General features: G+C 71.2%; 20 protein-coding genes and 1 riboswitch. Of the genes, 11 read left to right on the top strand and 9 right to left on the bottom strand.

The window, feature by feature from the left end; translation table 11 throughout:
• The first annotated feature begins 68 nt into the window (after nt 1-68).
• A complete protein-coding gene (locus ADK64_RS02990; RefSeq protein ID WP_053654566.1) occupies nt 69-1,997 on the top strand; it encodes a 2-oxoacid:acceptor oxidoreductase subunit alpha in 1,929 nt (642 codons plus the stop codon).
• Complete coding sequence (locus ADK64_RS02985; RefSeq protein ID WP_053654565.1) at nt 1,990-3,051, top strand: 2-oxoacid:ferredoxin oxidoreductase subunit beta; 1,062 nt, start codon at nt 1,990-1,992, stop codon at nt 3,049-3,051. Before ADK64_RS02990 ends, ADK64_RS02985 begins: the two co-directional genes overlap by 8 nt.
• Nucleotides 3,052-3,067: 16 nt before the next feature.
• Here the strand turns inward: ADK64_RS02985 and ADK64_RS02980 are convergent, their stop codons facing one another.
• On the bottom strand, nt 3,068-3,496 hold the full coding sequence (locus ADK64_RS02980) for a winged helix-turn-helix transcriptional regulator (RefSeq protein ID WP_053654564.1): 429 nt from the start codon (nt 3,494-3,496) through the stop codon (nt 3,068-3,070).
• Nucleotides 3,497-3,604: 108 nt separating this feature from the next.
• Here ADK64_RS02980 and ADK64_RS02975 point away from each other — a divergent pair, with 108 nt between their 5' ends.
• The 3 genes from ADK64_RS02975 (at nt 3,605) to ADK64_RS02965 (ending at nt 6,083) form a co-directional block, all read left to right on the top strand.
• Nucleotides 3,605-4,459: an SDR family oxidoreductase gene (locus tag ADK64_RS02975; RefSeq protein ID WP_053654563.1), complete on the top strand. Its 855-nt coding sequence runs from the start codon at nt 3,605-3,607 to the stop codon at nt 4,457-4,459.
• 160 nt (nt 4,460-4,619) lie between these two features.
• Nucleotides 4,620-5,579 (top strand): EamA family transporter RarD, encoded by a 960-nt coding sequence (rarD, locus tag ADK64_RS02970; RefSeq protein ID WP_053654562.1) that lies wholly within the window; start codon nt 4,620-4,622, stop codon nt 5,577-5,579.
• A 36-nt stretch (nt 5,580-5,615) separates the two neighbouring features.
• Nucleotides 5,616-6,083: a VOC family protein gene (locus tag ADK64_RS02965; RefSeq protein ID WP_053654561.1), complete on the top strand. Its 468-nt coding sequence runs from the start codon at nt 5,616-5,618 to the stop codon at nt 6,081-6,083.
• 253 nt (nt 6,084-6,336) lie between these two features.
• On the opposite strand, the gene ADK64_RS02960 is transcribed toward ADK64_RS02965, so the two are convergent.
• Nucleotides 6,337-7,404: a hypothetical protein gene (locus ADK64_RS02960; RefSeq protein WP_199829461.1), complete on the bottom strand. Its 1,068-nt coding sequence runs from the start codon at nt 7,402-7,404 to the stop codon at nt 6,337-6,339.
• A 246-nt stretch (nt 7,405-7,650) separates the two neighbouring features.
• Between ADK64_RS02960 and ADK64_RS02955 the strand changes: the two genes are divergently transcribed.
• Nucleotides 7,651-8,238, top strand: a complete 588-nt coding sequence (locus ADK64_RS02955; protein WP_053654560.1) for a flavodoxin family protein — start codon at nt 7,651-7,653, stop codon at nt 8,236-8,238.
• A 6-nt stretch (nt 8,239-8,244) separates the two neighbouring features.
• Here ADK64_RS02955 and ADK64_RS02950 read toward each other — a convergent pair whose 3' ends face one another.
• The 4 genes from ADK64_RS02950 to ADK64_RS02935 form a co-directional block, all read right to left on the bottom strand.
• A complete protein-coding gene (locus tag ADK64_RS02950; RefSeq protein ID WP_078992460.1) occupies nt 8,245-9,201 on the bottom strand; it encodes an ABC transporter permease in 957 nt (318 codons plus the stop codon).
• Nucleotides 9,188-10,186, bottom strand: a complete 999-nt coding sequence (locus ADK64_RS02945) for an ABC transporter ATP-binding protein (protein ID WP_053654559.1) — start codon at nt 10,184-10,186, stop codon at nt 9,188-9,190. Before ADK64_RS02945 ends, ADK64_RS02950 begins: the two co-directional genes overlap by 14 nt.
• A 70-nt stretch (nt 10,187-10,256) precedes the next feature.
• On the bottom strand, nt 10,257-11,456 hold the full coding sequence (locus ADK64_RS02940) for a LolA family protein (RefSeq protein WP_053654558.1): 1,200 nt from the start codon (nt 11,454-11,456) through the stop codon (nt 10,257-10,259).
• Nucleotides 11,457-11,786: 330 nt separating this feature from the next.
• Nucleotides 11,787-12,797, bottom strand: a complete 1,011-nt coding sequence (locus tag ADK64_RS02935) for a polyprenyl synthetase family protein (protein ID WP_053654557.1) — start codon at nt 12,795-12,797, stop codon at nt 11,787-11,789.
• 819 nt (nt 12,798-13,616) lie between these two features.
• Nucleotides 13,617-13,797: riboswitch (cyclic di-AMP (ydaO/yuaA leader) on the top strand.
• A 5-nt stretch (nt 13,798-13,802) separates the two neighbouring features.
• On the opposite strand from ADK64_RS02935, the gene ADK64_RS02930 reads away from it, so the two are divergent.
• Nucleotides 13,803-14,288, top strand: a complete 486-nt coding sequence (locus ADK64_RS02930) for a transglycosylase SLT domain-containing protein (protein WP_053654556.1) — start codon at nt 13,803-13,805, stop codon at nt 14,286-14,288.
• Nucleotides 14,289-14,332: 44 nt separating this feature from the next.
• Here ADK64_RS02930 and ADK64_RS02925 read toward each other — a convergent pair whose 3' ends face one another.
• The 3 genes from ADK64_RS02925 to ADK64_RS02915 form a co-directional block, all read right to left on the bottom strand.
• Entirely contained in the window at nt 14,333-15,145 is an 813-nt protein-coding gene (locus ADK64_RS02925) for an HAD family hydrolase (RefSeq protein ID WP_053654555.1), read from the bottom strand.
• 180 nt (nt 15,146-15,325) lie between these two features.
• The gene (locus tag ADK64_RS02920; RefSeq protein ID WP_053654554.1) at nt 15,326-16,528 is read right to left on the bottom strand and encodes an FAD-dependent oxidoreductase; all 1,203 of its coding nucleotides are present in this window, start codon (nt 16,526-16,528) and stop codon (nt 15,326-15,328) included.
• Nucleotides 16,529-16,594: 66 nt separating this feature from the next.
• Nucleotides 16,595-17,839, bottom strand: coding sequence for a D-aspartate ligase (locus tag ADK64_RS02915; RefSeq protein ID WP_053654588.1), 1,245 nt, complete (start codon nt 17,837-17,839; stop codon nt 16,595-16,597).
• Between the two features lie 302 nt (nt 17,840-18,141).
• Between ADK64_RS02915 and fahA the strand changes: the two genes are divergently transcribed.
• From fahA to ADK64_RS02895, 4 genes are all read left to right on the top strand, one after another.
• The gene (gene fahA / locus ADK64_RS02910; RefSeq protein ID WP_053654553.1) at nt 18,142-19,359 is read left to right on the top strand and encodes a fumarylacetoacetase; all 1,218 of its coding nucleotides are present in this window, start codon (nt 18,142-18,144) and stop codon (nt 19,357-19,359) included.
• A 371-nt stretch (nt 19,360-19,730) separates the two neighbouring features.
• On the top strand, nt 19,731-20,657 hold the full coding sequence (locus ADK64_RS02905; protein ID WP_053654552.1) for a M56 family metallopeptidase: 927 nt from the start codon (nt 19,731-19,733) through the stop codon (nt 20,655-20,657).
• A gap of 133 nt (nt 20,658-20,790) precedes the next feature.
• A complete protein-coding gene (locus ADK64_RS02900; protein ID WP_053654551.1) occupies nt 20,791-21,582 on the top strand; it encodes a GntR family transcriptional regulator in 792 nt (263 codons plus the stop codon).
• A gap of 45 nt (nt 21,583-21,627) precedes the next feature.
• Entirely contained in the window at nt 21,628-21,855 is a 228-nt protein-coding gene (locus tag ADK64_RS02895; RefSeq protein WP_016437651.1) for a 4Fe-4S dicluster domain-containing protein, read from the top strand.
• Nucleotides 21,856-21,883 lie beyond the last annotated feature (28 nt).

The following is a 21,883-nucleotide window of genomic DNA, read 5'->3' as shown; positions in this document are numbered from 1 at the left end:
GGGTTGATCTGGGATGGTCCGTGGGACGACCACTCCCCGGACAGCCGCCTCGAAGGAGGTCCAGTTCAGTGACCAGCCAGGTCAGCAGCCCAGCGGAGCAGGCCGACGGAAACGTCGTGAGAGAGCAGCGCAACCCGGGCGACGCGAAGGACGTGCGGCGCCTGGACCGGGTGATCATCCGGTTCGCGGGGGACTCGGGTGACGGCATGCAGCTCACCGGGGACCGTTTCACCTCGGAGACCGCTACCTTCGGCAACGACCTCTCCACTCTCCCGAACTTCCCCGCCGAGATCCGCGCCCCCGCCGGCACCCTGCCCGGCGTCTCCTCGTTCCAGCTCCACTTCGCGGACCACGACATCCTCACCCCGGGCGACGCGCCGAACGTGCTGGTCGCGATGAACCCGGCCGCCCTGAAGGCGAACGTCGGCGACCTGCCGCGCGGCGCCGAGATCATCGTCAACACGGACGAGTTCACCAAGCGTGCCCTGCAGAAGGTCGGCTACGACGCCTCCCCGCTGGAGGACGGCTCGCTCGACGGCTACAGCCTGCATCCGGTGCCGCTGACCACGCTCACGGTCGAGGCGCTGAAGGAGTTCGCCCTCTCCCGCAAGGAGGCCGAGCGCAGCAAGAACATGTTCGCGCTGGGTCTGCTGAGCTGGATGTACCACCGGCCGACCGAGGGCACCGAGAAGTTCCTGAAGTCGAAGTTCGCGAAGAAGCCAGAGATCATGGCGGCGAACATCGCCGCGTTCCGCGCGGGCTGGAACTTCGGCGAGACGACGGAGGACTTCGCGGTCTCCTACGAGGTCGCCCCGGCCTCCAAGGCCTTCCCCGTCGGCACCTACCGCAACATCTCCGGCAACCTCGCCCTCGCCTACGGTCTGATCACGGCCTCGCACCAGGCGGACCTGCCGCTGTTCCTCGGCTCGTACCCGATCACGCCAGCCTCGGACATCCTGCACGAGCTGAGCAAGCACAAGAACTTCGGCGTGCGGACGTTCCAGGCGGAGGACGAGATCGCGGGCATCGGCGCGGCGCTGGGCGCGGCGTTCGGCGGCTCGCTGGCGGTGACGACGACGTCCGGCCCGGGGGTGGCGCTCAAGAGCGAGACCATCGGCCTCGCGGTCTCCCTGGAGCTGCCGCTGCTGGTGGTCGACATCCAGCGCGGCGGCCCGTCAACGGGTCTGCCCACCAAGACCGAGCAGGCGGACCTGCTCCAGGCGATGTACGGCCGCAACGGCGAGGCACCGGTCCCGGTCGTCGCCCCCCGGACCCCGGCCGACTGTTTCGAGGCCGCGCTGGAGGCGGCCCGGATCGCGCTGACGTACCGCACACCGGTGGTGCTGCTCTCCGACGGCTACCTGGCCAACGGCTCCGAGCCCTGGCGGATCCCGGACCTGGACGAACTGCCGGACCTCACGGTCCAGTTCGCCCAGGGCCCGAACCACACCCTCGAGGACGGCACCGAGGTCTTCTGGCCGTACAAGCGGGACCCGCAGACGCTGGCGCGGCCGTGGGCGATCCCGGGCACGCCGGGTCTGGAGCACCGCATCGGCGGCATCGAGAAGCAGGACGGCACCGGCAACATCTCCTACGACCCGGCCAACCATGACTTCATGGTCCGCACCCGGCAGGCCAAGATCGACGGCATCGAGGTCCCCGACATCGAGGTCGACGACCCGCACGACGCACGGACGCTGGTCCTCGGCTGGGGCTCGACGTACGGGCCGATCACGGCGGCGGTACGTCGGCTGCGCCGGGCCGGCGAGTCGATCGCGCAGGCGCATCTGCGCCACCTCAACCCCTTCCCGCGGAATCTGGGTGAGGTGCTGCGGCGTTACGACAAGGTGGTGATCCCCGAGATGAACCTCGGGCAGCTCGCCACGCTGATCCGGGCGAAGTACCTGGTCGACGCCCACTCCTACAACCAGGTCAACGGCATGCCGTTCAAGGCGGAACAGCTCGCCGCGGCGCTGAAGGAGGCCATCCATGACTGACGCCGGCAACGGGCTGCTGCAGCTGGTCCCCAAGGCCGAGGCCAAGCAGTCGATGAAGGACTTCAAGTCGGACCAGGAGGTGCGCTGGTGCCCGGGCTGCGGTGACTACGCGATCCTGGCCGCCGTGCAGGGCTTCATGCCCGAGCTGGGACTGGCGAAGGAGAACATCGTCTTCGTCTCCGGCATCGGCTGTTCCTCCCGCTTCCCGTACTACATGAACACCTACGGGATGCACTCCATCCACGGCCGCGCCCCGGCGATCGCGACCGGCCTCGCGACCTCGCGCCGCGACCTGAGCGTATGGGTGGTCACCGGTGACGGCGACGCGCTGTCCATCGGCGGCAACCACCTGATCCACGCCCTGCGCCGCAATGTGAACCTGAAGATCCTGCTGTTCAACAACCGGATCTACGGTCTGACGAAGGGCCAGTACTCGCCGACGTCCGAGGTCGGCAAGATCACCAAGTCGACGCCGATGGGCTCGCTGGACGCGCCGTTCAACCCGGTGTCGCTGGCGATCGGCGCGGAGGCGTCCTTCGTGGCCCGCACGATCGACTCCGACCGCAAGCACCTGACCGAGGTGCTGCGCCAGGCGGCCGACCACCCGGGCACGGCCCTGATCGAGATCTACCAGAACTGCAACATCTTCAACGACGGCGCCTTCGACGCCCTGAAGGACAAGCAGCAGGCCGAGGAGGCGCTGATCCGCCTCGAGCACGGGCAGCCGATCCGCTTCGGGGCCGACGGCGCGAACGGCGTCGTCCGCGACCCGGTCACCGGTGACCTGAAGGTGGTCGCGGTGACCCCTCAGAACGAGGCGGACATCCTGGTCCACGACGCGCATGCCGCGTCCCCGACCACCGCCTTCGCCCTCTCCCGGCTCGCCGACCCCGACACCCTGCACCGCACCCCGATCGGTGTCATCCGCTCGGTCGAGCGGCCCGTCTACGACACGGCCATGGCCGACCAGCTGGACGCCGCGATCGAGCAGAAGGGCAAGGGCGACCTGGGCGCGCTGCTGGCCGGTGGCGACACCTGGACGGTCGTGGGCTGAACCGTCCTTCTTTCGCTCACGACGAGGCCCGGGACTGGATTTCCCGGGCCTCGTCGTATGCCCGGCGCTTGGCGTCGTAGACCTGGCGGGCCTTCTCCACCTCGTCCATGCGGTCGTGCGTCCACTGGGCGAGGACGCGCACCCGCTCCGCCCCCTCACGGCCGAGGTCGGTGAGGGAGTAGTCGACGCGGGGCGGGATGACCGGCTTGGCGTCCCGGTGGACCAGGCCGTCGCGCTCCAGGGTCTGGAGGGTCTGGGTGAGCATCTTCTCGCTGACGTTCCGCCCGCCGAAGCGGCTGACCGCCCGGCGCAGCTCGCTGAACCGGTACGGCCGCTCCATCAGCTCGGCCAGCACGAGCACGCCCCAGCGGCTGGTGAGGTGCTCCAGGACGAGCCGGTGGGGGCACAAGGCCTCGGCGTCCGCGACTCTCTTGCTTACCGTCATGCCAGTACCTTACTTCAAAGTGGGTACTTTCGGTTGGTTAGTGCAGCTCCTAGGGTGAGTGCCATAGGGCATTACGACACAGGGCATCCCACAAGGAGTGTGCGAACCATGAGCATCGTCGTCACCGGAGCCACCGGACACCTCGGCCGCCACGTCGTGGAGCAGCTGCTGGAAAAGGTCCCGGCGGAGCAGATCACCGCCGTCGTACGCGACGAGCGGAAGGCCGCCGACCTCGCGGCCCGCGGGGTGAAGCTCGCCGTCGCCGACTACAACGCGCCCGAGACCTTCGACACCGTCTTCGCCGCCGGCGACAAGGTCCTGCTGATCTCGGGCAACGAGTTCGACAAGGGCCGGCCGGGCCAGCACCAGGTCGTCATCGACGCGGCGAAGGCGGCGGGCGTGGCGCTGCTCGCGTACACCAGCGCCCCGGGCACCCTGCAGGCCGACCTGGCGGACGACCACCGGGCGACGGAGAAGGCGCTGCTCGCCTCCGGCCTGCCGTACACGCTGCTGCGCAACGGCTGGTACTTCGAGAACTACACCGAGAACCTGGCCCCGGTGCTGGAGCACGGCGCCGTCGTGCAGGCCGCCGGTGACGGCCGGATCTCCGCCGCGTCGCGCGCCGACTACGCGGCCGCCGCGGTCGCGGTGCTGACGGGTGAGGGCCACGAGAACCGGACGTACGAGCTGGGCGGCGACGAGCCGTTCGGCTTCGCCGAGTACGCGGCCGAGCTGAGCCGGCAGACCGGCAAGGAGATCGCCTACACCCCGGTCTCCACCGAGGCCTTCGCCGGCATCCTGGCCGACGCCGGACTGCCCGCGCCGCTGGCCGGGATCCTGGCCGGCGTGGACGCCTCGATCGAGAAGGGCGAGCTGGTCGTCACCACCGGCGACCTCTCCCGTCTGACCGGCCGCCCGGCACAGACGCTGGCCGAGGCGGTCACCGCGGCGGTCAAGGGCTGAACCGCCCTGCGCGGCCACCCCTCCCCGCCGCCCTTCCCGGCCGCCCTTCGTGCCGACTTCCCCGGCTGTCATGACCGTATGGCGATACGGACATGACAGCCGGGGGTGCGCGGCGCTACCTTCTTTCTCGCGTGCGCGGGTGTGACGAGAAGGAGGGGCCGTGAGCGGGACGTCCAAGAGCTCCGGGAGCGAGGACCGGATAGGCCTGCTGAACGGCTTCGCCGCGTACGGGATGTGGGGCCTGGTCCCCCTGTTCTGGCCCCTGCTGAAGCCCGCCGGGGCGCTGGAGATCCTCGCCCACCGCATGGTCTGGTCCCTGGTCGTCGTCGCCGTCGCGCTGCTCTTCGTACGGCGCTGGGCCTGGGCCGGACAGCTGCTGCGCCAGCCGCGCAGGCTCGCACTCGTCGCCGTGGCCGCCGCCGTCATCACCGTGAACTGGGGCGTCTACATCTGGGCCGTGAACTCCGGCCATGTGGTCGAGGCCTCGCTCGGGTACTTCATCAACCCGCTGGTGACCATCGCGATGGGCGTGCTGCTGCTGAAGGAACGGCTGCGGCCCGTGCAGTGGGTGGCGGTCGCGACCGGCCTGGCCGCCGTCGTCGTGCTGACCGTCGGCTACGGCCGCCCGCCGTGGATCTCGCTCACCCTCGCCCTCTCCTTCGCCACCTACGGCCTGGTGAAGAAGAAGGTCGACCTCGGCGGTGTCGAGTCGCTGGCCGCGGAGACCGCGATCCAGTTCCTGCCCGCGCTCGGCTATCTGCTCTGGCTCGTCGCCCACGGCGAGGCCAGCTTCGTGAACGACGGCACCGGGCACGCCGCGCTGCTCGCCTCCACCGGCTTCGTGACCGCACTGCCGCTGGTGTGCTTCGGTGCGGCGGCGATCCGCGTCCCCCTGTCCACGCTGGGCCTGCTGCAGTACCTCGCCCCCGTCTTCCAGTTCCTGCTCGGCATCCTCTACTTCCACGAGGCCATGCCGCCCGAGCGATGGGCCGGGTTCGCACTGGTCTGGGTGGCGCTGCTCCTGCTCACGGGCGACGCGCTGCGCTCCGCGAGGCGGACGAGGGCATCGCTCGTGGTGGCGCGGGGCGGAAAGGCCGAGGCCGCCCCGGTGGACGCCTGAGGGCCGTGTCCGTGCCGGGCGCTATAAGTGGTGCCCATGTCGACTCAGACGCCCGCACCCCTGCACTGGAAGCTCGTCATCGACGCGGCCGACCCGCACGCACAGGCCGACTTCTGGGCCGCCGCGCTGCACTACACGGCCGAGGACAACAGCGCCCTCGTGGAACGGCTGCTGTCCGCCGGCGCGCTGCCGGGCGAGGCCGCGGTCGAGTACCACGGCCGCCCCGCCTTCCGTGACCTGATCGCCGTACGGCACCCCGACGACCCGTACGACCCGGAGACCGGCACCGGACTGGGCCGGCGCCTGCTCTTCCAGCGCGTCCCGGAGCCGAAGACGGTCAAGAACCGGCTCCACCTCGACCTGCACACCGCCCCGGACCGACGCACGGCCGAACTGGCCCGCCTCCAGGCACTGGGCGCCCGGGTCGTACGCGAGGTGAAGGAGCCCAGTGGGGAGTGGCACGTCCTGACGGACCCGGAGGGCAACGAGTTCTGCTTGCAGTAGGACCGGGGCGACCGGGCGCCGCCGGTCACGGCTGAGCGGCGCGGGTCGCACGGGCGCCGGCGGTCATGGCTGTGCGGCACGGGCTGCTCGGATGCCACCGCTTACGGCCGCCCTGCGGCACGGACTGCGCAGGTCCCACCGGTCACGCTGTACCGCGGGCCACTCACGTCCCACCGGTCACGACTGCGTGGCGCGGGCCGCGCGAGTACCGCAGGTCACGCCTGTACGGCGCGGGTCCTTCGGGTCCCGCCGGTCACGACTGCACGGCGCGGGTCGCGCGGTCCGTCAGGCGGACCATGCGGGCGCGGGCGGACTCCAGGGGCTGCAGGTCGTCGGCGGCGGGGCCCGGCTCGGCGCTGAGGTCCGTCCACAGCTCGATCAGGTCGTGGCCCAGCCGCAGCCCCTCCTCCGGGTCGCGCACCGCGCGCCAAGCGGTCGCCGCGCTCCGTACGTTGCCGTAGGCGGCCTCCGTGTCCCGCGCCTGCCGGCGCAGCCGGGCGAGGTCCAGGGACTGCCGGAAGGCGCGGACCGGGTCGCCGCCCAGGTAGGCGATGTAGGCGGACAGTTCGCGCAGGTGCAGTACCTCGGCATGACCGGGGCCCAGCACGGTGACCGCCTCGACGACGGTTCGGTCGGCGAGTTCCGCCGCGGCGTCGATACGGCCCGCCCGCACGGCCTCGTTGATCCGCGTCATCGGCCCGGTCAGCAGCTCGGCGCCCTCCGCCGTCTCGGTCACGGGCCCGTCCCCGAGCACCTCCTCGGCAACGGCGTCGAAACCCCGGGCGGGGGTGTGGGTGGGGGCGGCGCTCAGGGATTCCTCGATCTCAAGGGCGTGGGTCTGCAAGAGCGCCGTTTCCGGGAGGCGGGTTTCCGGGAGGCGGGTTTCCGGGGCGTCGGCCGGGACATCGGCTTCCGGGACGCCGGAAACGGCCGGCGTGGCTGGGGCCGGGGCCGACGTCATGGCCGGCGCGGGGCCGAACTGTCCGGTCGGCGCCTGCACGGGCCCGGCCGCCACGGTCCCCGTTGCGGCCGCCCGTACCGGCTCCCCCGTGACCCGACTGGAGCCGTCCGCCGAGACCTCCAGCGGAACCACGCAGCCCGCCAGGTCGTCCTGGATCGTGGCGTGTATCGGCGCCCCGAGGCTGATGGCGAGGCGCTGGAGGTGATTCAGGACCGCCTGCTGGATCTCCTCACCCGGCGAGGCGACCACCGACGTCCCGCCCACCGACGCGCCTCCCGCGCCGAACACCCGGACCGCCACCACCGCCGGATGCGCCGCGGGCTGCTGCGCCCGCTTCTTCTCGAAGCTCAGTCGAGACATCGGTTTCCTCACTCCCCCGGCGCCGCGATCCGGTCGTACGCGTCCTGCCCACCAGTGTGTCGGTTCCCGCGGGCTTCCGCGTCACCGCAGCGTCACAGCCTCGCACCAGCCGCGCCCTGGAAGTCCCTGAAGTCCTGGAAGTCCTGAAGGCCCTGGACACCCAAGAGGCCCTGGCCCAAATTGCTTGCGTGTGCATAAAATGCAGGCGCCTTTATTCTTGGTATGACAGCACTCTCTGGGGGACCCATGAGCCGCCGCTTCCTCTTCGTGCTCGGCAGCGCCCGCGCCGAGGGCAACACCGAGCTGCTGGCCCGCCGGGCGGCCGAGCAGCTGCCCGGTGACGCCGAACAGCACTGGATCCGCCTCGCCGAGCACCCGCTGCCCGACTTCGCGGACCTGCGCCACGACACCGACCACGTCCGGCCGCCGGAGAACAGCGCCACCGGTCTGCTGCTGGACGCCACGCTCGCGGCCACGGACATCGTGATCGCCTCGCCGCTGTACTGGTACTCGGTGTCCGGCCTCACCAAGCGCTATCTCGACTACTGGTCGGGCTGGCTGCGCACCCCGGACGTCGACTTCAAGGCGACCCTGGCCGGCCGCACCCTCTGGGGCATCGCCGCACTGGCCGACAGCGAACCGTCGGTCGCCGATCCCTACGTCGGCACGCTCAACAACTCGGCCGCCTACATGGGCATGCGCTTCGGCGGGGTCCTGCTGGGCAACGGAAGCGGACCGGGTGACGTACTGAAGGACACGGACGCGCTCACGCGCGCGAAGACGTTCTTCACGCAGGACGCGCCCCTCGCCCGCTTCCCCTACCAGACCGTCTGAGACGGGTCAGGCACTGATGTCCTTCGTCGTGAATCTCGCCCAGGCCGCCGAGCCGAACACGGCCGCGTACAGCGCCTGGAGGCCGAGGTTCTTCACCAGGTCGTCCCAGTAGACCGGGTCGCGCATCAGGTCGGCGAAGGACAGCCAGTAGTGCGAGAAGAAGTACGGCTGGAGCGCGTGCAGCTGGGGTATCTGGTCGAGGATCTGGACGGTGATGAGCAGCCCGACCGTGGTCGCCATCGCCGCGATGCCACTGCCCGTGAGCGTCGAGACGAACAGGCCGAGCGCGGCCACGCCGACCAGGGAGAGGGCGACGACCAGGGCGATCATCAGGGCCCGGCCGAGGCCGTCGGCGAAGCTGATCCGTGTGCCGGAGATGGTCGTGAGGTCGCCCAGCGGGAACAGCAGCGCGCCGACGATCAGAGCCGAGACGGTGACGACCAGGGTGGCCAGCAGGCAGAAGGCCATCACGGTCGTGTACTTGATGAGCAGCAGTCTGCTCCGGCCGGCCGGGGCGACCAGCAGATAGCGCAGGGTGCCCGCGCCCGCTTCGCCGGCGATCGCGTCGCCCGCGACGACACCGACGGCCATCGGCAGGAAGAACGGAAGGGTCGCGGCGAGCGCCGTGAACACCAGGAACAGACCGTTGTTGGTGATCTGCGAGATGAACGCCGGGCCCTGGCCGCCGTGGTCCGCCGACCCGCCGCCCCGCGTCTCGATCTTCACCGCGATCCCGACCAGCACCGGTACCGCGGCCAGCACCCCGAGCAGGGCCAGCGTGCGCCAGCGACGGACGGTGGTGACCAGTTCGCTGCGCAGCAGCCCGAAGGTCCACAGCGGACTCGGCCGACGGCGTACGGCGTCCGTCGGGGGCGTACTGTCCGTCGGGGGCGTCGGGGCTGCCGGAAGTGTCTGGTGCGCCGGGTCCGCCGGGTCCGCCGGGAATGTCTCAGCCCGCGACATCGAAGCCCTCCCCCGTCAGTGCCACGAACGCATCCTCCAGCGAGGCCCGTTCGAGTGTGAAGCCGCGGACCCGTACGCCTGCCGCGACCAGGGCCGCGTTCACCTCGGCGAGGTCCCGCGCGGGCGGTTCCCCGGTGAGCCGCTCCCCATCTGCGGTGACGTCCCCGACGCCCTGCTCCTTCAGCACCCGGGTCGCCTCGGCCGGGTCCGGGGTGGTCACCACCAGCCGGCCGCGCGCCCCTGCCGCCAGGTCGGACACCGCACCCTGCGTGACGAGCCGGCCCTGCGCCATGACCGCGGCATGGGTGCACACCTGCTCGATCTCGTCGAGGAGATGGGAGGAGAGGAACACGGTCGTGCCGTCGGCGGCCAACTCCCTGATCAGGGTGCGGATCTCCCGCATGCCCTGCGGGTCGAGGCCGTTGGTGGGCTCGTCCAGGACCAGCAGTCGGCGCGGCTGGAGCAGCGCGGCGGCAAGGCCGAGACGCTGCTTCATACCGAGCGAGTACGCCCTCGCCTTCTTGCCGGCAGCGGCCGCGAGGCCCACCCGGTCCAGGGCGGCGGCGACGCGGGCGCGTCGGGTGCGGGGGTCGGCCGTCGGGTCGGCGGCGTCGTAGCGCAGCAGGTTGTCCCGGCCGGAGAGGAAGCCGTACAGGGCGGGCCCCTCGATGAGCGCGCCGACCTGCGGGAGAACGGCACGGGCCGCCCGGGGCATCGGGCGGCCCAGCACGCTGGCCGTACCGGCGGTCGGTTCGATCAGCCCCATCAGCATGCGGATGGTGGTGGTCTTGCCCGAGCCGTTCGGGCCGAGGAAGCCGAAGACGCTGCCCGCCGGGACGGTCAGGTCGAGGCCGTCGACGGCGAGCTGTCCGCCGCGGTAGCGCTTGGTGAGGCCGCGCGTGGCGATGACGCTCGCCGTCGCCCGCCCCGGGGCACGCTCCCCCGCGTCCCCCGCCTCACGCTCCGTGGCGGACGGTCCGTCCATCGGCTCCCCCTCGATTCGTACTCCCGTGAAGGGTCAACGCACGGTCACGGCCCGTAGTGCCCGGAAAGGGTCACTTTCCCTCGTTCGCCGCCTTCACCAGGGCGTCCTTGGTGACCGCGCCGGCGTAGACCTTGCCGTCGTCGGTGATCAGGGCGTTGACCAGGCGGGTGGAGAAGACCGTGCCCTTGCCGAACTTCCCGGAGACGTGGTCGCCGAGAGAGCCGAGGAACCCGCCGAGGTCACCGGCCTTGGAGCCGGTCGGCAGACCGCCCTTGGCGCCGGTGTCGAAGGTGGCGACGGACGTCCAGCCCTTGCCGAGAACCGTGCCCTTGTCGTGGCCCCCGGCGAAGCCCTCGCCGCCCTCCGGCGCGTGCTCCCGGGCCGTGGCGTCCTTCTTCTGCTCCGTCACCTTCGCGCCCTTGGGCGGGGTGAACCGGAAGGTGGAGGCGGCCGGCTGCGCGAAGGAGACCTCGGTGAAGCCCGCGTCGACGACGGCGGCGCCGCCGCTCTTCGGGGTCAGCGTGAACTTCAGCGGCATGCCGGTCTTCGAGTCGACCGCGATGCTGATCGCGCCGACCGTGGTGCCGGACTGCCGGGGCTTGATCAACAGCTTGTAGGCGGCGCGCCCGGCGACCTGCTCGGTGCCGTCGACAGTGACGGACGTGGTGCCGTCCACCGCCTTCAGCGCCTGGTCGGCGAAGTCCTTGGGCGTGGCCGGGGGCTCGGCCTTGTGGTCCTTGCCAGAGTCGGCGGAGGTGCTGTGGAAGACCGAGTTGGTCTTGCTGTCGTAGCCCCACACGTTCGTGCCGTCATGGATGAGGCTGTACTCGGAGCCGCTGTCCAGCAGCGACACCTTCTGCTTCTGAGGGCCGTCGGCGGCGACGCGCAGCGTGTGCGTGCCGGAGGCCAGCTCGGTCAGTTTGGCCTGCGGGTCGGCGGAGGAGCCGTCGCCCGCGCCCTTGGCCGCCTCGGAGACCAGGCCGCTCTCCAGACCGCCGAGGTTCGGCAGACCGAGGTCGGTACTGATCTTCACCGTGCCGGACAGCTGCTGCACGTCCGACTTGGCGATCTTGTCGATGAGCTGCTTCGCGGTGATCTTGGGCAGGTCCGGGTCACCGGAGGCGGCGAGCGCCGGGACCAGCCCGATCGTGGCCGCCGCCACGCCCACCACCGCGACCGGGACCGCGTAGCGCGCGGCCTTGCGGCGTCCGGCGTGCGGGGCGTCCCCTCGCGCGTCGTCCACTGCGTCGTCGGATTCGTACGGTGCCATGTGTGCCTTACCTCCGTCGTCGGCGGCGGCTGTCCTCACGCTGGTCCACCCTGAGCCGCCATTCTCACCCGAATCGGTGAGGAGTGGTGATGTCCGTGTTCTCCATCTCACCAAATCGGCCATGAAGAAGCGTCAGACCACGGAGCCAACTCCGTGTACGACTGGGGTATGACACCCACGGGTGACGGCTGCGGCAACCCCTAGGGGCCGGTGCGTGCGGGCATGGCGTCCGCAGGGGCTGTGGCCGGGCATGGCGTCCCCGGGGAGCGTGCGTGACCGGGCACCGGACCGTCCAGGTCCGGACACCCGACCGTGCAGATCGCGGACACGTCAGCCCGCGCGGTGCACCACCGCGTCACACAGCTCCTCCAGCGCCGCCTTGGCGTCGCAGTCCCGCAGCGGCGAGAGCGCGGCCCGGGCCTCCTCCGCGTACCGCACGGTGTCGCGGCGGGCCTGCTCCAGCGCGGGGTGCGCGCGCAGCGCGGCCAGCGCCTCGGTGTGCCGGGCGTCGTCGCTGAGGTCGGAGTCGAGCAGCTCGCACAGCGCGAGGTCCTCGGGCAGCCCGAGCCGGGCCGCACGCTCGCGCAGCCGGAGCACGGGGAGGGTCGGGATGCCCTCGCGCAGGTCCGTACCCGGGGTCTTGCCGGACTCGTGCGAGTCGGAGGCGATGTCCAGGACGTCGTCGGCGAGCTGGAAGGCGACCCCGAGCCGCTCGCCGTACTGGGTGAGCACGTCGACGAACGTCTCGTCGGCGCCGGACATCATCGCGCCGAACCGGCACGACACCGCCACCAGCGAGCCCGTCTTGCCGCCGAGCACGTCCAGGTAGTGCTCTACCGGGTCGCGGCCGTCCGTGGGACCGGCGGTCTCCAGGATCTGGCCCGTGACCAGCCGCTCGAACGCGAGGGCCTGCACCCGAACCGCCTCGGGGCCGAGGTCGGCGAGGATCTGCGAGGCGCGGGCGAAGAGGAAGTCGCCGGTAAGGACCGCGACGGAGTTGCCCCAGCGGGTGTTGGCGCTGTCCACACCGCGCCGCACGGCCGCCTCGTCCATGACGTCGTCGTGGTACAGCGTGGCGAGGTGGGTCAGCTCGACGACGACGGCCGACGGCACGATGCCCGGTGCGTAGGGGTCGCCGAACTGCGCCGCGAGCATCACGAGCAGCGGCCGGAACCGCTTCCCGCCGGCCCGCACGAGGTGCTGCGCGGCCTCCGTGATGAACGGGACCTCGCTCTTGGTGGCCTCGAGCAAGCCTTCCTCGACAGCCGCCAATCCGGCCTGGACATCGGCTTCGAGAGCCTGGTCCCGCACGCTCAGCCCGAACGGCCCGACGACGGTCACGAGGGGTCTCCTGTCTGCTGGTGTCTGCTGGCGCTTACACGGTTTGTCGATAGGTCGCTGCCATCACTCAAGTCAGCGTATCCGGTCCAGTTTCGATCACCGATAGCGCCCACCGGTCCAGCCCGGGCGGTATTGGATCATGACCGGAATGTTTTTGATCGGACGGTAAGAACGGACATTTATCGACTTAACAGGAACCCTTGCACTTTGTCGCGAACCGAGGGGCGAGCGGAGTAACACCTCCACCCCCTTCTCGCGCGAGCGTCGCCATCACGACAACGACGGGCACCGCGTCACGGGTTCCACCGCCACCCGATCCACCCCTCGGCGCACCCCTCGGACCCCTCCCGCCACACCACTCTCCCCGCACCACTTCCCGCACCGCCTCCCGGGTCGCCTCCAGGCCGCCCGCCGACCAGCTCACGGTCCACCCTCACCTCACTCACCCCGCTCACCCCACCCCTCGACCGCTCCCCGATCACCCTCCGACCACCACTCGACCACTCCCGCTCCGACGCCCCCTTCCGCACTCCCCCACCTGGGCATGAATCCCCCGAATCCCCTATGTCTAATTTGCCACGATTTGTCATTTCGTGAGTTGGGTCACGGGCCGCCACGCACGCGTGCCGGTCATCGAACCACCCTTCCCCCTTGCCCCGACAGCGAGTTGAGGGTTGGCGACCGCAAAGGATCAAGTACCCCATACGGCACAGACCAAGGTCAAATAGTGCGTTGTGTGAATCAGGTACTTGTTCCCGACATGTGCTCTCGCATACGTTCCCGGCCAGTCGGGCGGACGCCGAATCCTGCCACCGCCCGCATAACCATCCGCGAACTCAATTTCGTACGGCAGGAGCGGGGGACCCAGGTAAGTCGCCGGACCGGTCGGCACACGTCGCACCGGAACGGCTAGGGGTGAAGCCGTGCCTTCTCGAAGGCACGGCCGGGCACCTCCCCGCCCGAACCCGACAGCTCACCTCGCAGGCGACGGAGAGGAACTTCCCCATGTCTGCTGCCGCTCAGCACCGTCGCACCCCGACCAGCCGCCTCGTGCGCACCCTCGTCGTCGCCGGCACCGGTGCCGCCGTCCTCGCGCTGCCGATCATCGGCGCCACCAGCGCCTCCGCCGCCACCAGCACGACCACGGCCTCCGTCACCACCGCCGGCTACCCGAACAACCTCGACGGCTGGATCCGCGAGTCGCTCGCGATCATGTCCCAGAAGGGCATCCCGGGCACCTACAACGGCATCTACCGCAACGTCATCCGCGAGTCCTCCGGCAACCCGCTGGCCATCAACAACTGGGACTCCAACGCCGCCGCCGGCATCCCGTCCAAGGGCCTGCTCCAGGTCATCGACCCGACCTTCAAGGCCTACCACGTGGCCGGCACCTCGTTCGACCCGTACGACCCGGTCGCGAACATCACCGCCGCCTGCAACTACGCCGCCGCGCGCTACGGCTCGATCGACAACGTCTCCAGCGCCTACTGACAGCCCCTGACCGGCGCCGTGACCGGCACGTACTGATGTGCCGGTCAGTCGGTCGGAAAGAGTCGTTCGAGGACGACGGCGATGCCGTCGTCCTCGTTCGACAAGGTGATCTCGTCGGCCACCGCCTTGAGTTCGGGGTGCGCGTTGGCCATGGCCACTCCGCGCCCGGCCCAGTCGAGCATCGGGACGTCGTTGGGCATGTCCCCGAACGCCAGGGCCCGTCCGGCCGCGATCCCCAGCCGCTCGGCGGCCAGCGCCAGCCCGGTCGCCTTGGTCACCCCGCACGGCTGAAGCTCCACGGTCCCCGGCCCCGACATGGTGACCGTCGCCAGCGAGCCCACCACCGCGCGCGCGACGGCCGCCAACTCGTCGTCGGACAGGGTGGCGTGGCGCAGCAGCACCTTGCTGATGGGTGCGCACCACAGGTCGTCGCGCCGGCCGACCCGCACCGCGGGCAGGGTCGGGTGCGGCATCCGGTACCCGGGCTCGATGAGCGTGAGCCCGTCGACGCCGTCCTGGTCCACGGCCGCGTAGACCTGCCCCACCTCGGCCTCGATCTTGCCGAGCGCGGTCTCGGCCAGCTCCCGGTCCAGCCGGACCGACCACAGCAAACGGCCCGCTGCGGCGTCGTAGACCTGCGCGCCCTGTCCGCACACCGCGAGCCCCGTGCAGCCGAGGTACGCGAGCAGCGGCCGTACCCGCGGGGCCGGGCGGCCCGTCACCACCAGGTGCCGGGCACCGGCCCGCGCCACCCGCGCGAGCGCGGCGAGCGACCGGTCGGAGACCGTGTCGTCGCCGCGCAGCAGCGTTCCGTCCAGGTCAGTGGCGATCAGTGCATATGCGGGGGAGGCTGCCATGATCAGAGAATACGGATACGGCGCCCCGCCGACTCATCTTGTCGTCCTGCGTACTTACGTGCTCATCATCCCCAAGTGGTGCCCTCCGGCTGGCTGATGGCGGGCACGCGTTGGTCTCACGCAGGACCACCGTGTGACCGTACGCGCGCGTTGCGCCCGTCGGCCCGGTGCGCGCGGAGGTCAGCCGTGGGCCGCCGCCAAGTGGTGCGCCAGGCGCGGAGAGGCGAACTCCGTGCCGCAGACGAAGCGCATCACCGGGCCGTACGACGACGCCGCCGGAAGGCCGGTGAAGTACAGGCCGGGGACGGAGGAGACGTAACCCGGGCCGAGCCTCGGCGTACCCCGGCTCACCGCGAGCCGGGTGCGCAGTTCGTGGCCGAGGAAGTCCATCGCCGCGAGGGCGACGCGGTAGCCGGTGGCCGCGATGACGTGGTCGGCGGTGAGCCGCTCGGTGCGGCCGTCGAGCGTGCGGACGGTGAGGACGGGGGTGCCGTCCGGTGCCTCGGTGGTGACGACCCGCTCGACCTCCCGCACCCGCACGGCACTCTGGAAGCGCTCACGCAGCCACCAGGCGCCGAGTGGGCCGAGGACCCGGCGGACCAGGTAGTGACGGGTGGCTTCGGGCAGGTAGCGGTAGGGGTGCGGGTAGTAGCTGAGCGCCCACAGCGACCAGGCGCGGCCGAAGGGGGACCCGGGGCGTAGCTTCGGCTGCTCCCACGGCGCGGCGCCGAAGGCGACCCGGCCGCTGCCGCGCGCGACCACGCGCACGCGTGCGCCCGCTTCACCGGCGAGTGCCGCCGTCTCCAGCGCGGACTGGCCGGCGCCGACGACGATCAGCTCCTTGCCGACGAACCGGCCGAGATCGTGATGCTGGGAGCTGTGCGAGACCGGTCCGGTCGCAGCGGGTCCGTCGGCCACCGCTCCCGCCAGCTCCGCCGGAAGATGGGCGAGACCGGACAGGCCGGTGGCGACCACGACCGCGCGCGCGGTGAACAACTCCCCCGAGTCCAGCTTGAGTTCGAACCCCCCGCTCTTGGCGCGGTCGACGGACACGACCCGCACCCGCTCCAGGCCGGGCAGCAGCTTCTGCTGGAACCACTCGCCGTACGCGATGAAGGTCTCCACCGGGATGATGTCCTCGTCGGTCACCAGGCGACGGATACCGGCCGCGTCGCAGTAGTCGGCGAGGGTGTGGCCGGGCTGCGGGCAGTCGAGGTTCGAGGCGGCGGGCGTCGACTTCAGGAGCATGCCCTCGGGCATGTGGGCGCGCCAGCTGACCATGGGGTCGCCGAAGACGCGGACGGGGATGCCGCGCGCGCGGAGATGGGCGGCGGTGGACAGGCCGAACGGCCCGGCCCCGATGACTGCAACCGGTCGAGTCACGAAGTCCCTCCCCAGGACACGGTGTGCCACGCGTGGTGGCCTTGCCTACTTCGTGTGGTGCCTTGCCTACTTCGTGGAGGTGCTGCTGCCGCGGCGGTTGGTGCGCCACAGCTGATAGAGGTGCTTCGCGCCCGGGCGCACGAAGCGGGCGAGCATCGTGAGGAACGGCAGCGGGTCGTCACCCGCGAGCCAGGCCAGCTCCGTCCCGCTCGCCTTCGCGGGCGCGTGCGGCGTCGTATAGCCGCTGCGGCGGTAGGCGAGGAGGGCGGGCAGGTCGATGTTCTCCACGACGTAGCGGTGTCCGGCGCGCTGTTCCCCCTCCGGTACGGCGCGGCCGGTGAGATCCAGGTGCATGGCGCGGACGACGTCCACCCCCGACTCGTTCTCGAAGAGCCGGAACTGGGCGCCCACGCGCGGGTTGAAGTCCAGGAGCTTGTACTGTCCGTCGCGCCGGTCGAAGCGCAGGTCGAGGTCGATGATGCCGGTGAAGCCGATCTGTTTGATGAAACGCGCGGCGAGGTCGGCGAGTTCCGGGTTGTCGACGACGTACGCGTTCGCCGTCATGCCGGCGTGCGGCGGCCACGAGCGGACCTTGACACCGGTGAACAGCGCGAGCGGGGTGGAGTCCGGGCCGAAGCAGGCGTGCACGATCCAGTCCTCGGCCTCCTCCCGGGGCAGGTACTCCTGGAGGATCACGCCCGGTTCCTCGCCCCAGTCGCGGGCCAGGGTGAGCAGACCCGCGCGGGTGGCGATCCGCGTGGTGCCGTTCACGGCGGGCCGCCGACGCCGTACGAACGCCTCGCGGTTCTTGGCCACCACCGGGAAGCGGGCCGTGCCGGCGAAGGCGACGATGTCGTCGTACGACTCCGGGAACACGGCCGACGGGCTCGCGACGCCGTGCTCGACGCACAGTTCGTGCAGGCCCTGCTTGCTGGCGAGCCGGCGCGGCAGCTCCGGCTCGACCCGCGGGAAGAGAAAAGATCCGGCCAGATCGTCCTGGTGCTCGGCGATCAGTACGGCGGCCTCTTCGTCGGTCGGGATCAGGACGGTCGGGCGACCGATCCGGCGGCCGATGCGCAGCAGGCCCTCGACCAGGTGGCCCGGGTCCTCCGCGCCGGTCGTCGGCCACACGAACGCCTTCTTCAGATAACGCGAGGAGGCCGCGGGCGTGTACGGATCCTCGGTGATGGCATACATGGGCACGCCGAGGCGGCCCAGACTGCGGATCGCGCCGACACCGCCGTGGTGCAGCGGATAGTCGCCGAACTTGACGATGAGTCCCGGCACGTCACGGTCCGCTTCGAACGGCACACTGACGGCGTCTCCGGCCACGGGTCCCCCCACGTGTCCCCCAACGGAACGGATTTACCCCGTCCGTGTCCCCAAAGGACGCTAAGCCGGAATTGCCCAATCCGACAAGGCTTATTCGGACATTGCGAACCCTTTAGGCATCGCGCGGGCAACCCTTTGGACACCGCGCGGGTGACTCTGGTGACACCGCACGGTTGGCCCCTGAGGCACTGCCCAAGACACGCGTCACGGCCGTAACGTGTGGCGCGACCACATGGAACGCATCGCCATGCATGGCCCGGATGAGAGTGAGGCAGCACCCCATGCCCCCCTTCGACGTCCCCGAGGGCGACCCCTTCGGCCCGCACAACCTTCCCTATGGCGTGTTCTCGCCGTCCGGCAGCACGGAGCGGAGGGTCGGCGTCCGGCTCGGGGACCACGTCCTCGACGCGGGTGCCGCCGCCACGGCCCTCGGCTCGCCGCACCACACCCTGCTCGCCCGCCCCACCCTCAATCCGCTGCTGGCCGCCGGCCGCACGGCCTGGTCGGAGGTACGGCGCGCGATCACCGCCTGGGTCACGGACCCCGTGCACCGCACGGTCGTCGAGCCGCTGTACCGCCCCCTGTCCGAGGTGACCCTGCACCTGCCCTTCGAGGTCGCGGACTACGTCGACTTCTACGCCTCGGAGAACCACGCCAGGAACGTCGGCCAGATCTTCCGCCCGGACGCCGAGGACTCCCTCACGCCCAACTGGAAGCACCTGCCCATCGGCTACCACGGGCGCTCCGGCACGGTCGTCGTCTCGGGCACGGACGTCGTACGACCGTCCGGGCAGCGCAAGGGCCCCGGCGACCCGGCCCCCGTGTTCGGCCCGTCGATCCGGCTGGACATCGAGGCCGAGGTCGGCTTCGTCGTGGGCACCCCGTCCGAGCTCGGCAGCCCGGTCGCGCTGGCCGACTTCCGCGACCACGTCTTCGGCCTGTGCCTCCTGAACGACTGGTCCGCGCGGGACATCCAGGCCTGGGAGTACGTCCCCCTCGGCCCCTTCCTCGGCAAGTCCTTCGCGACCTCGGTGTCGGCATGGGTCACCCCGCTGGAAGCACTGGAGCACGCGCGCGTGGCCGCGCCGGAACGCACGCACCCCCTGCTGTCCTATCTGGACGACTCTGCGCCGGGCATCGAGCCGGGCGGCTACGACCTGCGGATCTCCGTCACGATCAACGGCCAGGTGGTCTCCGAGCCGCCGTTCTCGACCATGTACTGGACCGCCGCCCAGCAGCTCGCCCACATGACGGTGAACGGCGCCTCGCTGCGCACCGGCGACCTGTACGGCTCGGGCACGGTGAGCGGCCCCGAGGACCGCCAGCGCGGCTCCCTCCTGGAGCTGACCTGGAACGGCCGCGAGCCCCTCGAACTCCCCGACGGCAAGCGGGCCTTCCTGGAGGACGGGGACGTGGTGACACTGTCCGCGTGGGCCCCCGGTGCGGACGGACACCGGGTCGGCCTGGGAGAGGTCAGCGGCCGGGTCGTGACGCGGTGACCGGCATCCGGTAGCGACGACGAGGCGGTACGGGCCGTACCGGGCCGTACCCGGCCGCGCGGGGCCGCACCCGGGCCGTGCGGAGCCTTTCAGGGAGCGCTGCGCGAGCAACCGACAGGGGGCTCCGCGGGGCGAGGGCTGGGGCCACCGGGACAGCCACGAGGCCGCGCGGGAGCGGCAGCGGTGGTACGTGGGCGCCCGCGCGCGGGCGCCGCACCGCGCGAGGATCGTCCCCGACACCTGCCTCGTGCGGCCGGTTTTCGTCATACTGGCGGGGACACGCGACGCGCGGCCCGATCCGGACCCGCGCGGCGCGCCCTCGGCACCACCGACACCCGCACGCCTCTCCGACCAGGAACCGGAGCCCCGGCATGACCGTCTGCCTGCTCCTGCTGAGCGTCGTCGCCCTGACGGCCGCCCTGCCGGCACCGCGCGCGCTGACCCGTGCCGCCTGGCCCGAGCGGGACCCCGTGGTCGCGTTGTGGGTGTGGCAGTGCCTGGTCGCCACCGTCCTGCTGTGTTGCCTGGCCGCACTGGTCCTGGGCACGGCTGCCGTCTTCCACACCGTCCGTGACCGCGTCTTCGCCCCCGCCCCGCCCTCCGTCACCGCCGCGTACGACCTCTCGGCGGCACCGGTATGGGCCACCGCCCTCACCATGCTGCTGGCCTTCGGGGCCGCCTGGACCACGGCGATGCTGGCCCGGGAAATCGTCGAGGCCCGCCGCAGCCGTGGCCAGGCCCGGGCGCAGCTGCGCGAGCGTGCCCCCGATCTGCCGGCGGCACGCGGACCGATGCTGGTGCTGGAGGACGAGTACCCGGACGCGTGGTGGATGCCCGGACATCCGCCGCAGCTGGTCGTCACCACGGGGGCGCTGCACCGGCTCACCGACCACCAGCTGGACGCCGTCCTCACCCACGAACGCGGGCACGCGCGTGCCCACCACGACTGGCTGCTGCATCTGTCCACCGCGCTCGCCACGGGCTTCCCGCGCGTGCCGCTCTTCGCCCACTTCTGCGACCAGACGCACCGCCTGGTCGAACTGGCCGCCGACGACACGGCGTCCCGGCGCTGCGGACACCTCACCACGGCCCTGGCGCTGATCGAGCTGAACCAGCACCGTGGCGTCCTCTCCTGCGACTCCAGCCGCCGTCTGCTGGGCGAGCGCGTGGACCGCCTGCTGGAGCCCCCACCCCGCCTGCTGCGCCGGCACCGCGCCCTGACGACGACGGTGGCCGCCCTGGTGCCGCTGCTGCCCCTGCTGATCACCTTCGCTCCGGGGCTGACGGCGCTGTCCTGACAGGGCCGCCAGGTGGCAGATCTTGCTGCCCGACCGAGGAAACACCCAGCTCAGCGCCCCGCCCCACAGCCCCTCACCTGGCGCAACACTGCAGCAACACGACTTTCCCTACCTCATCGGTATGGTTCCAGCCATGCCAGCCACCGACCGCCCCCGAGACCATGCCGGTCAGGGCGCCGCGACCACCGTCGCAGCCCACCGCACGCGTCGTCGGCTACGCGCGGACCGGGCCCGGCAGCTCGCCGATCTGCTGCGCCACCAGATCATCACCGGCGCCTTCCAGAACGGCCCCCTCCCCCACGAGCAGACCCTCGCCGCCGACTACCGCGCCTCCCGCAACACCGTCCGCCAAGCCCTCGACCTGCTGCGGGCCGAGGGCCTGGTGGAGCGGCTGCCGGGAGTCGGCACCGTCGTCGTCGCCCAGAAATACCCGCACGGGCTCGACCGTCTGATGGGCCTCGCGGAAACCCTCCGCGAACACGGTCGCGTCACCAACGAGGTCCGCACCATGGGCCCCGCCCCCGCACCCGCCCCGGTGGCCGACCGCCTCGGCATCCCGGCCGGCGCGGACGTGCTCTACATCGAGCGCCTGCGCCGCCTCAACGGCCTCCCCCTCTCCCTCGACCTCACCTACATCCCGCTCGATCTCGGCACCGCCCTGCTCGGCGCCGACCTGGAGAACACCGATGTCTTCCGCCTCCTGGAAGCCATCACCGGCCAGCGACTCGGCCACGCCGAGATCACCCTGGAAGCGGTGAACGCGGACGCCCACTCCGCCACCGTGCTCCAGGCCCCGCGCGGTGCCGCCGTACTGATGCTGGAACGCCTCACCCATCTCGCCGACGGCCGCCCCGTCGACCTGGAGTTCATCCGCTTCCGCGGCGACCGCACCACCATGAGCGGCCTGCTCCACCGGTCGAACTGACCGGCCGCCACACCCACCCTGCCAGCACGTTTCCTGGAGACAGCCATGCCCTTGGCGCCCCAGCGGGCCGACGTGCCCGTGACCATCGACGAGTCGAAGTGCATCGACGGCTGCACCCTCTGCGTGGACATGTGCCCGCTGGACTCCCTCGCCATCGACGACAGCAGCGGCAAGGCGTACATGCATGTCGACGAGTGCTGGTACTGCGGCCCGTGCGCGGCCCGCTGCCCCACCGGAGCCGTCACGGTCAACATGCCCTACCTGCTGCGCTGACCCTTCAGACCCGCTCCGGCGAGAGGCC

It is taken from the genome of Streptomyces sp. MMG1121 (assembly GCF_001280015.1).
In the GTDB taxonomy this organism is placed as follows: domain Bacteria; phylum Actinomycetota; class Actinomycetes; order Streptomycetales; family Streptomycetaceae; genus Streptomyces.
This window is presented reverse-complemented; position numbering and strand designations above follow the sequence as displayed.

Excerpts from the sequence above, each read along its gene's own strand:
- ADK64_RS02985 (WP_053654565.1), top strand. The coding sequence starts at position 1,990 with ATGACTGACGCCGGCAACGGGCTGCTGCAGCTGGTCCCCAAGGCCGAG.
- ADK64_RS02980 (WP_053654564.1), bottom strand. The coding sequence starts at position 3,496 with ATGACGGTAAGCAAGAGAGTCGCGGACGCCGAGGCCTTGTGCCCCCAC.
- ADK64_RS02975 (WP_053654563.1), top strand. The coding sequence starts at position 3,605 with ATGAGCATCGTCGTCACCGGAGCCACCGGACACCTCGGCCGCCACGTC.
- ADK64_RS02965 (WP_053654561.1), top strand. The coding sequence starts at position 5,616 with ATGTCGACTCAGACGCCCGCACCCCTGCACTGGAAGCTCGTCATCGAC.
- ADK64_RS02960 (WP_199829461.1), bottom strand. The coding sequence starts at position 7,404 with ATGTCTCGACTGAGCTTCGAGAAGAAGCGGGCGCAGCAGCCCGCGGCG.
- ADK64_RS02955 (WP_053654560.1), top strand. The coding sequence starts at position 7,651 with ATGAGCCGCCGCTTCCTCTTCGTGCTCGGCAGCGCCCGCGCCGAGGGC.
- ADK64_RS02950 (WP_078992460.1), bottom strand. The coding sequence starts at position 9,201 with ATGTCGCGGGCTGAGACATTCCCGGCGGACCCGGCGGACCCGGCGCAC.
- ADK64_RS02945 (WP_053654559.1), bottom strand. The coding sequence starts at position 10,186 with ATGGACGGACCGTCCGCCACGGAGCGTGAGGCGGGGGACGCGGGGGAG.
- ADK64_RS02940 (WP_053654558.1), bottom strand. The coding sequence starts at position 11,456 with ATGGCACCGTACGAATCCGACGACGCAGTGGACGACGCGCGAGGGGAC.
- ADK64_RS02930 (WP_053654556.1), top strand. The coding sequence starts at position 13,803 with ATGTCTGCTGCCGCTCAGCACCGTCGCACCCCGACCAGCCGCCTCGTG.
- ADK64_RS02925 (WP_053654555.1), bottom strand. The coding sequence starts at position 15,145 with ATGGCAGCCTCCCCCGCATATGCACTGATCGCCACTGACCTGGACGGA.
- fahA (WP_053654553.1), top strand. The coding sequence starts at position 18,142 with ATGCCCCCCTTCGACGTCCCCGAGGGCGACCCCTTCGGCCCGCACAAC.
- ADK64_RS02905 (WP_053654552.1), top strand. The coding sequence starts at position 19,731 with ATGACCGTCTGCCTGCTCCTGCTGAGCGTCGTCGCCCTGACGGCCGCC.
- ADK64_RS02900 (WP_053654551.1), top strand. The coding sequence starts at position 20,791 with ATGCCAGCCACCGACCGCCCCCGAGACCATGCCGGTCAGGGCGCCGCG.
- ADK64_RS02895 (WP_016437651.1), top strand. The coding sequence starts at position 21,628 with ATGCCCTTGGCGCCCCAGCGGGCCGACGTGCCCGTGACCATCGACGAG.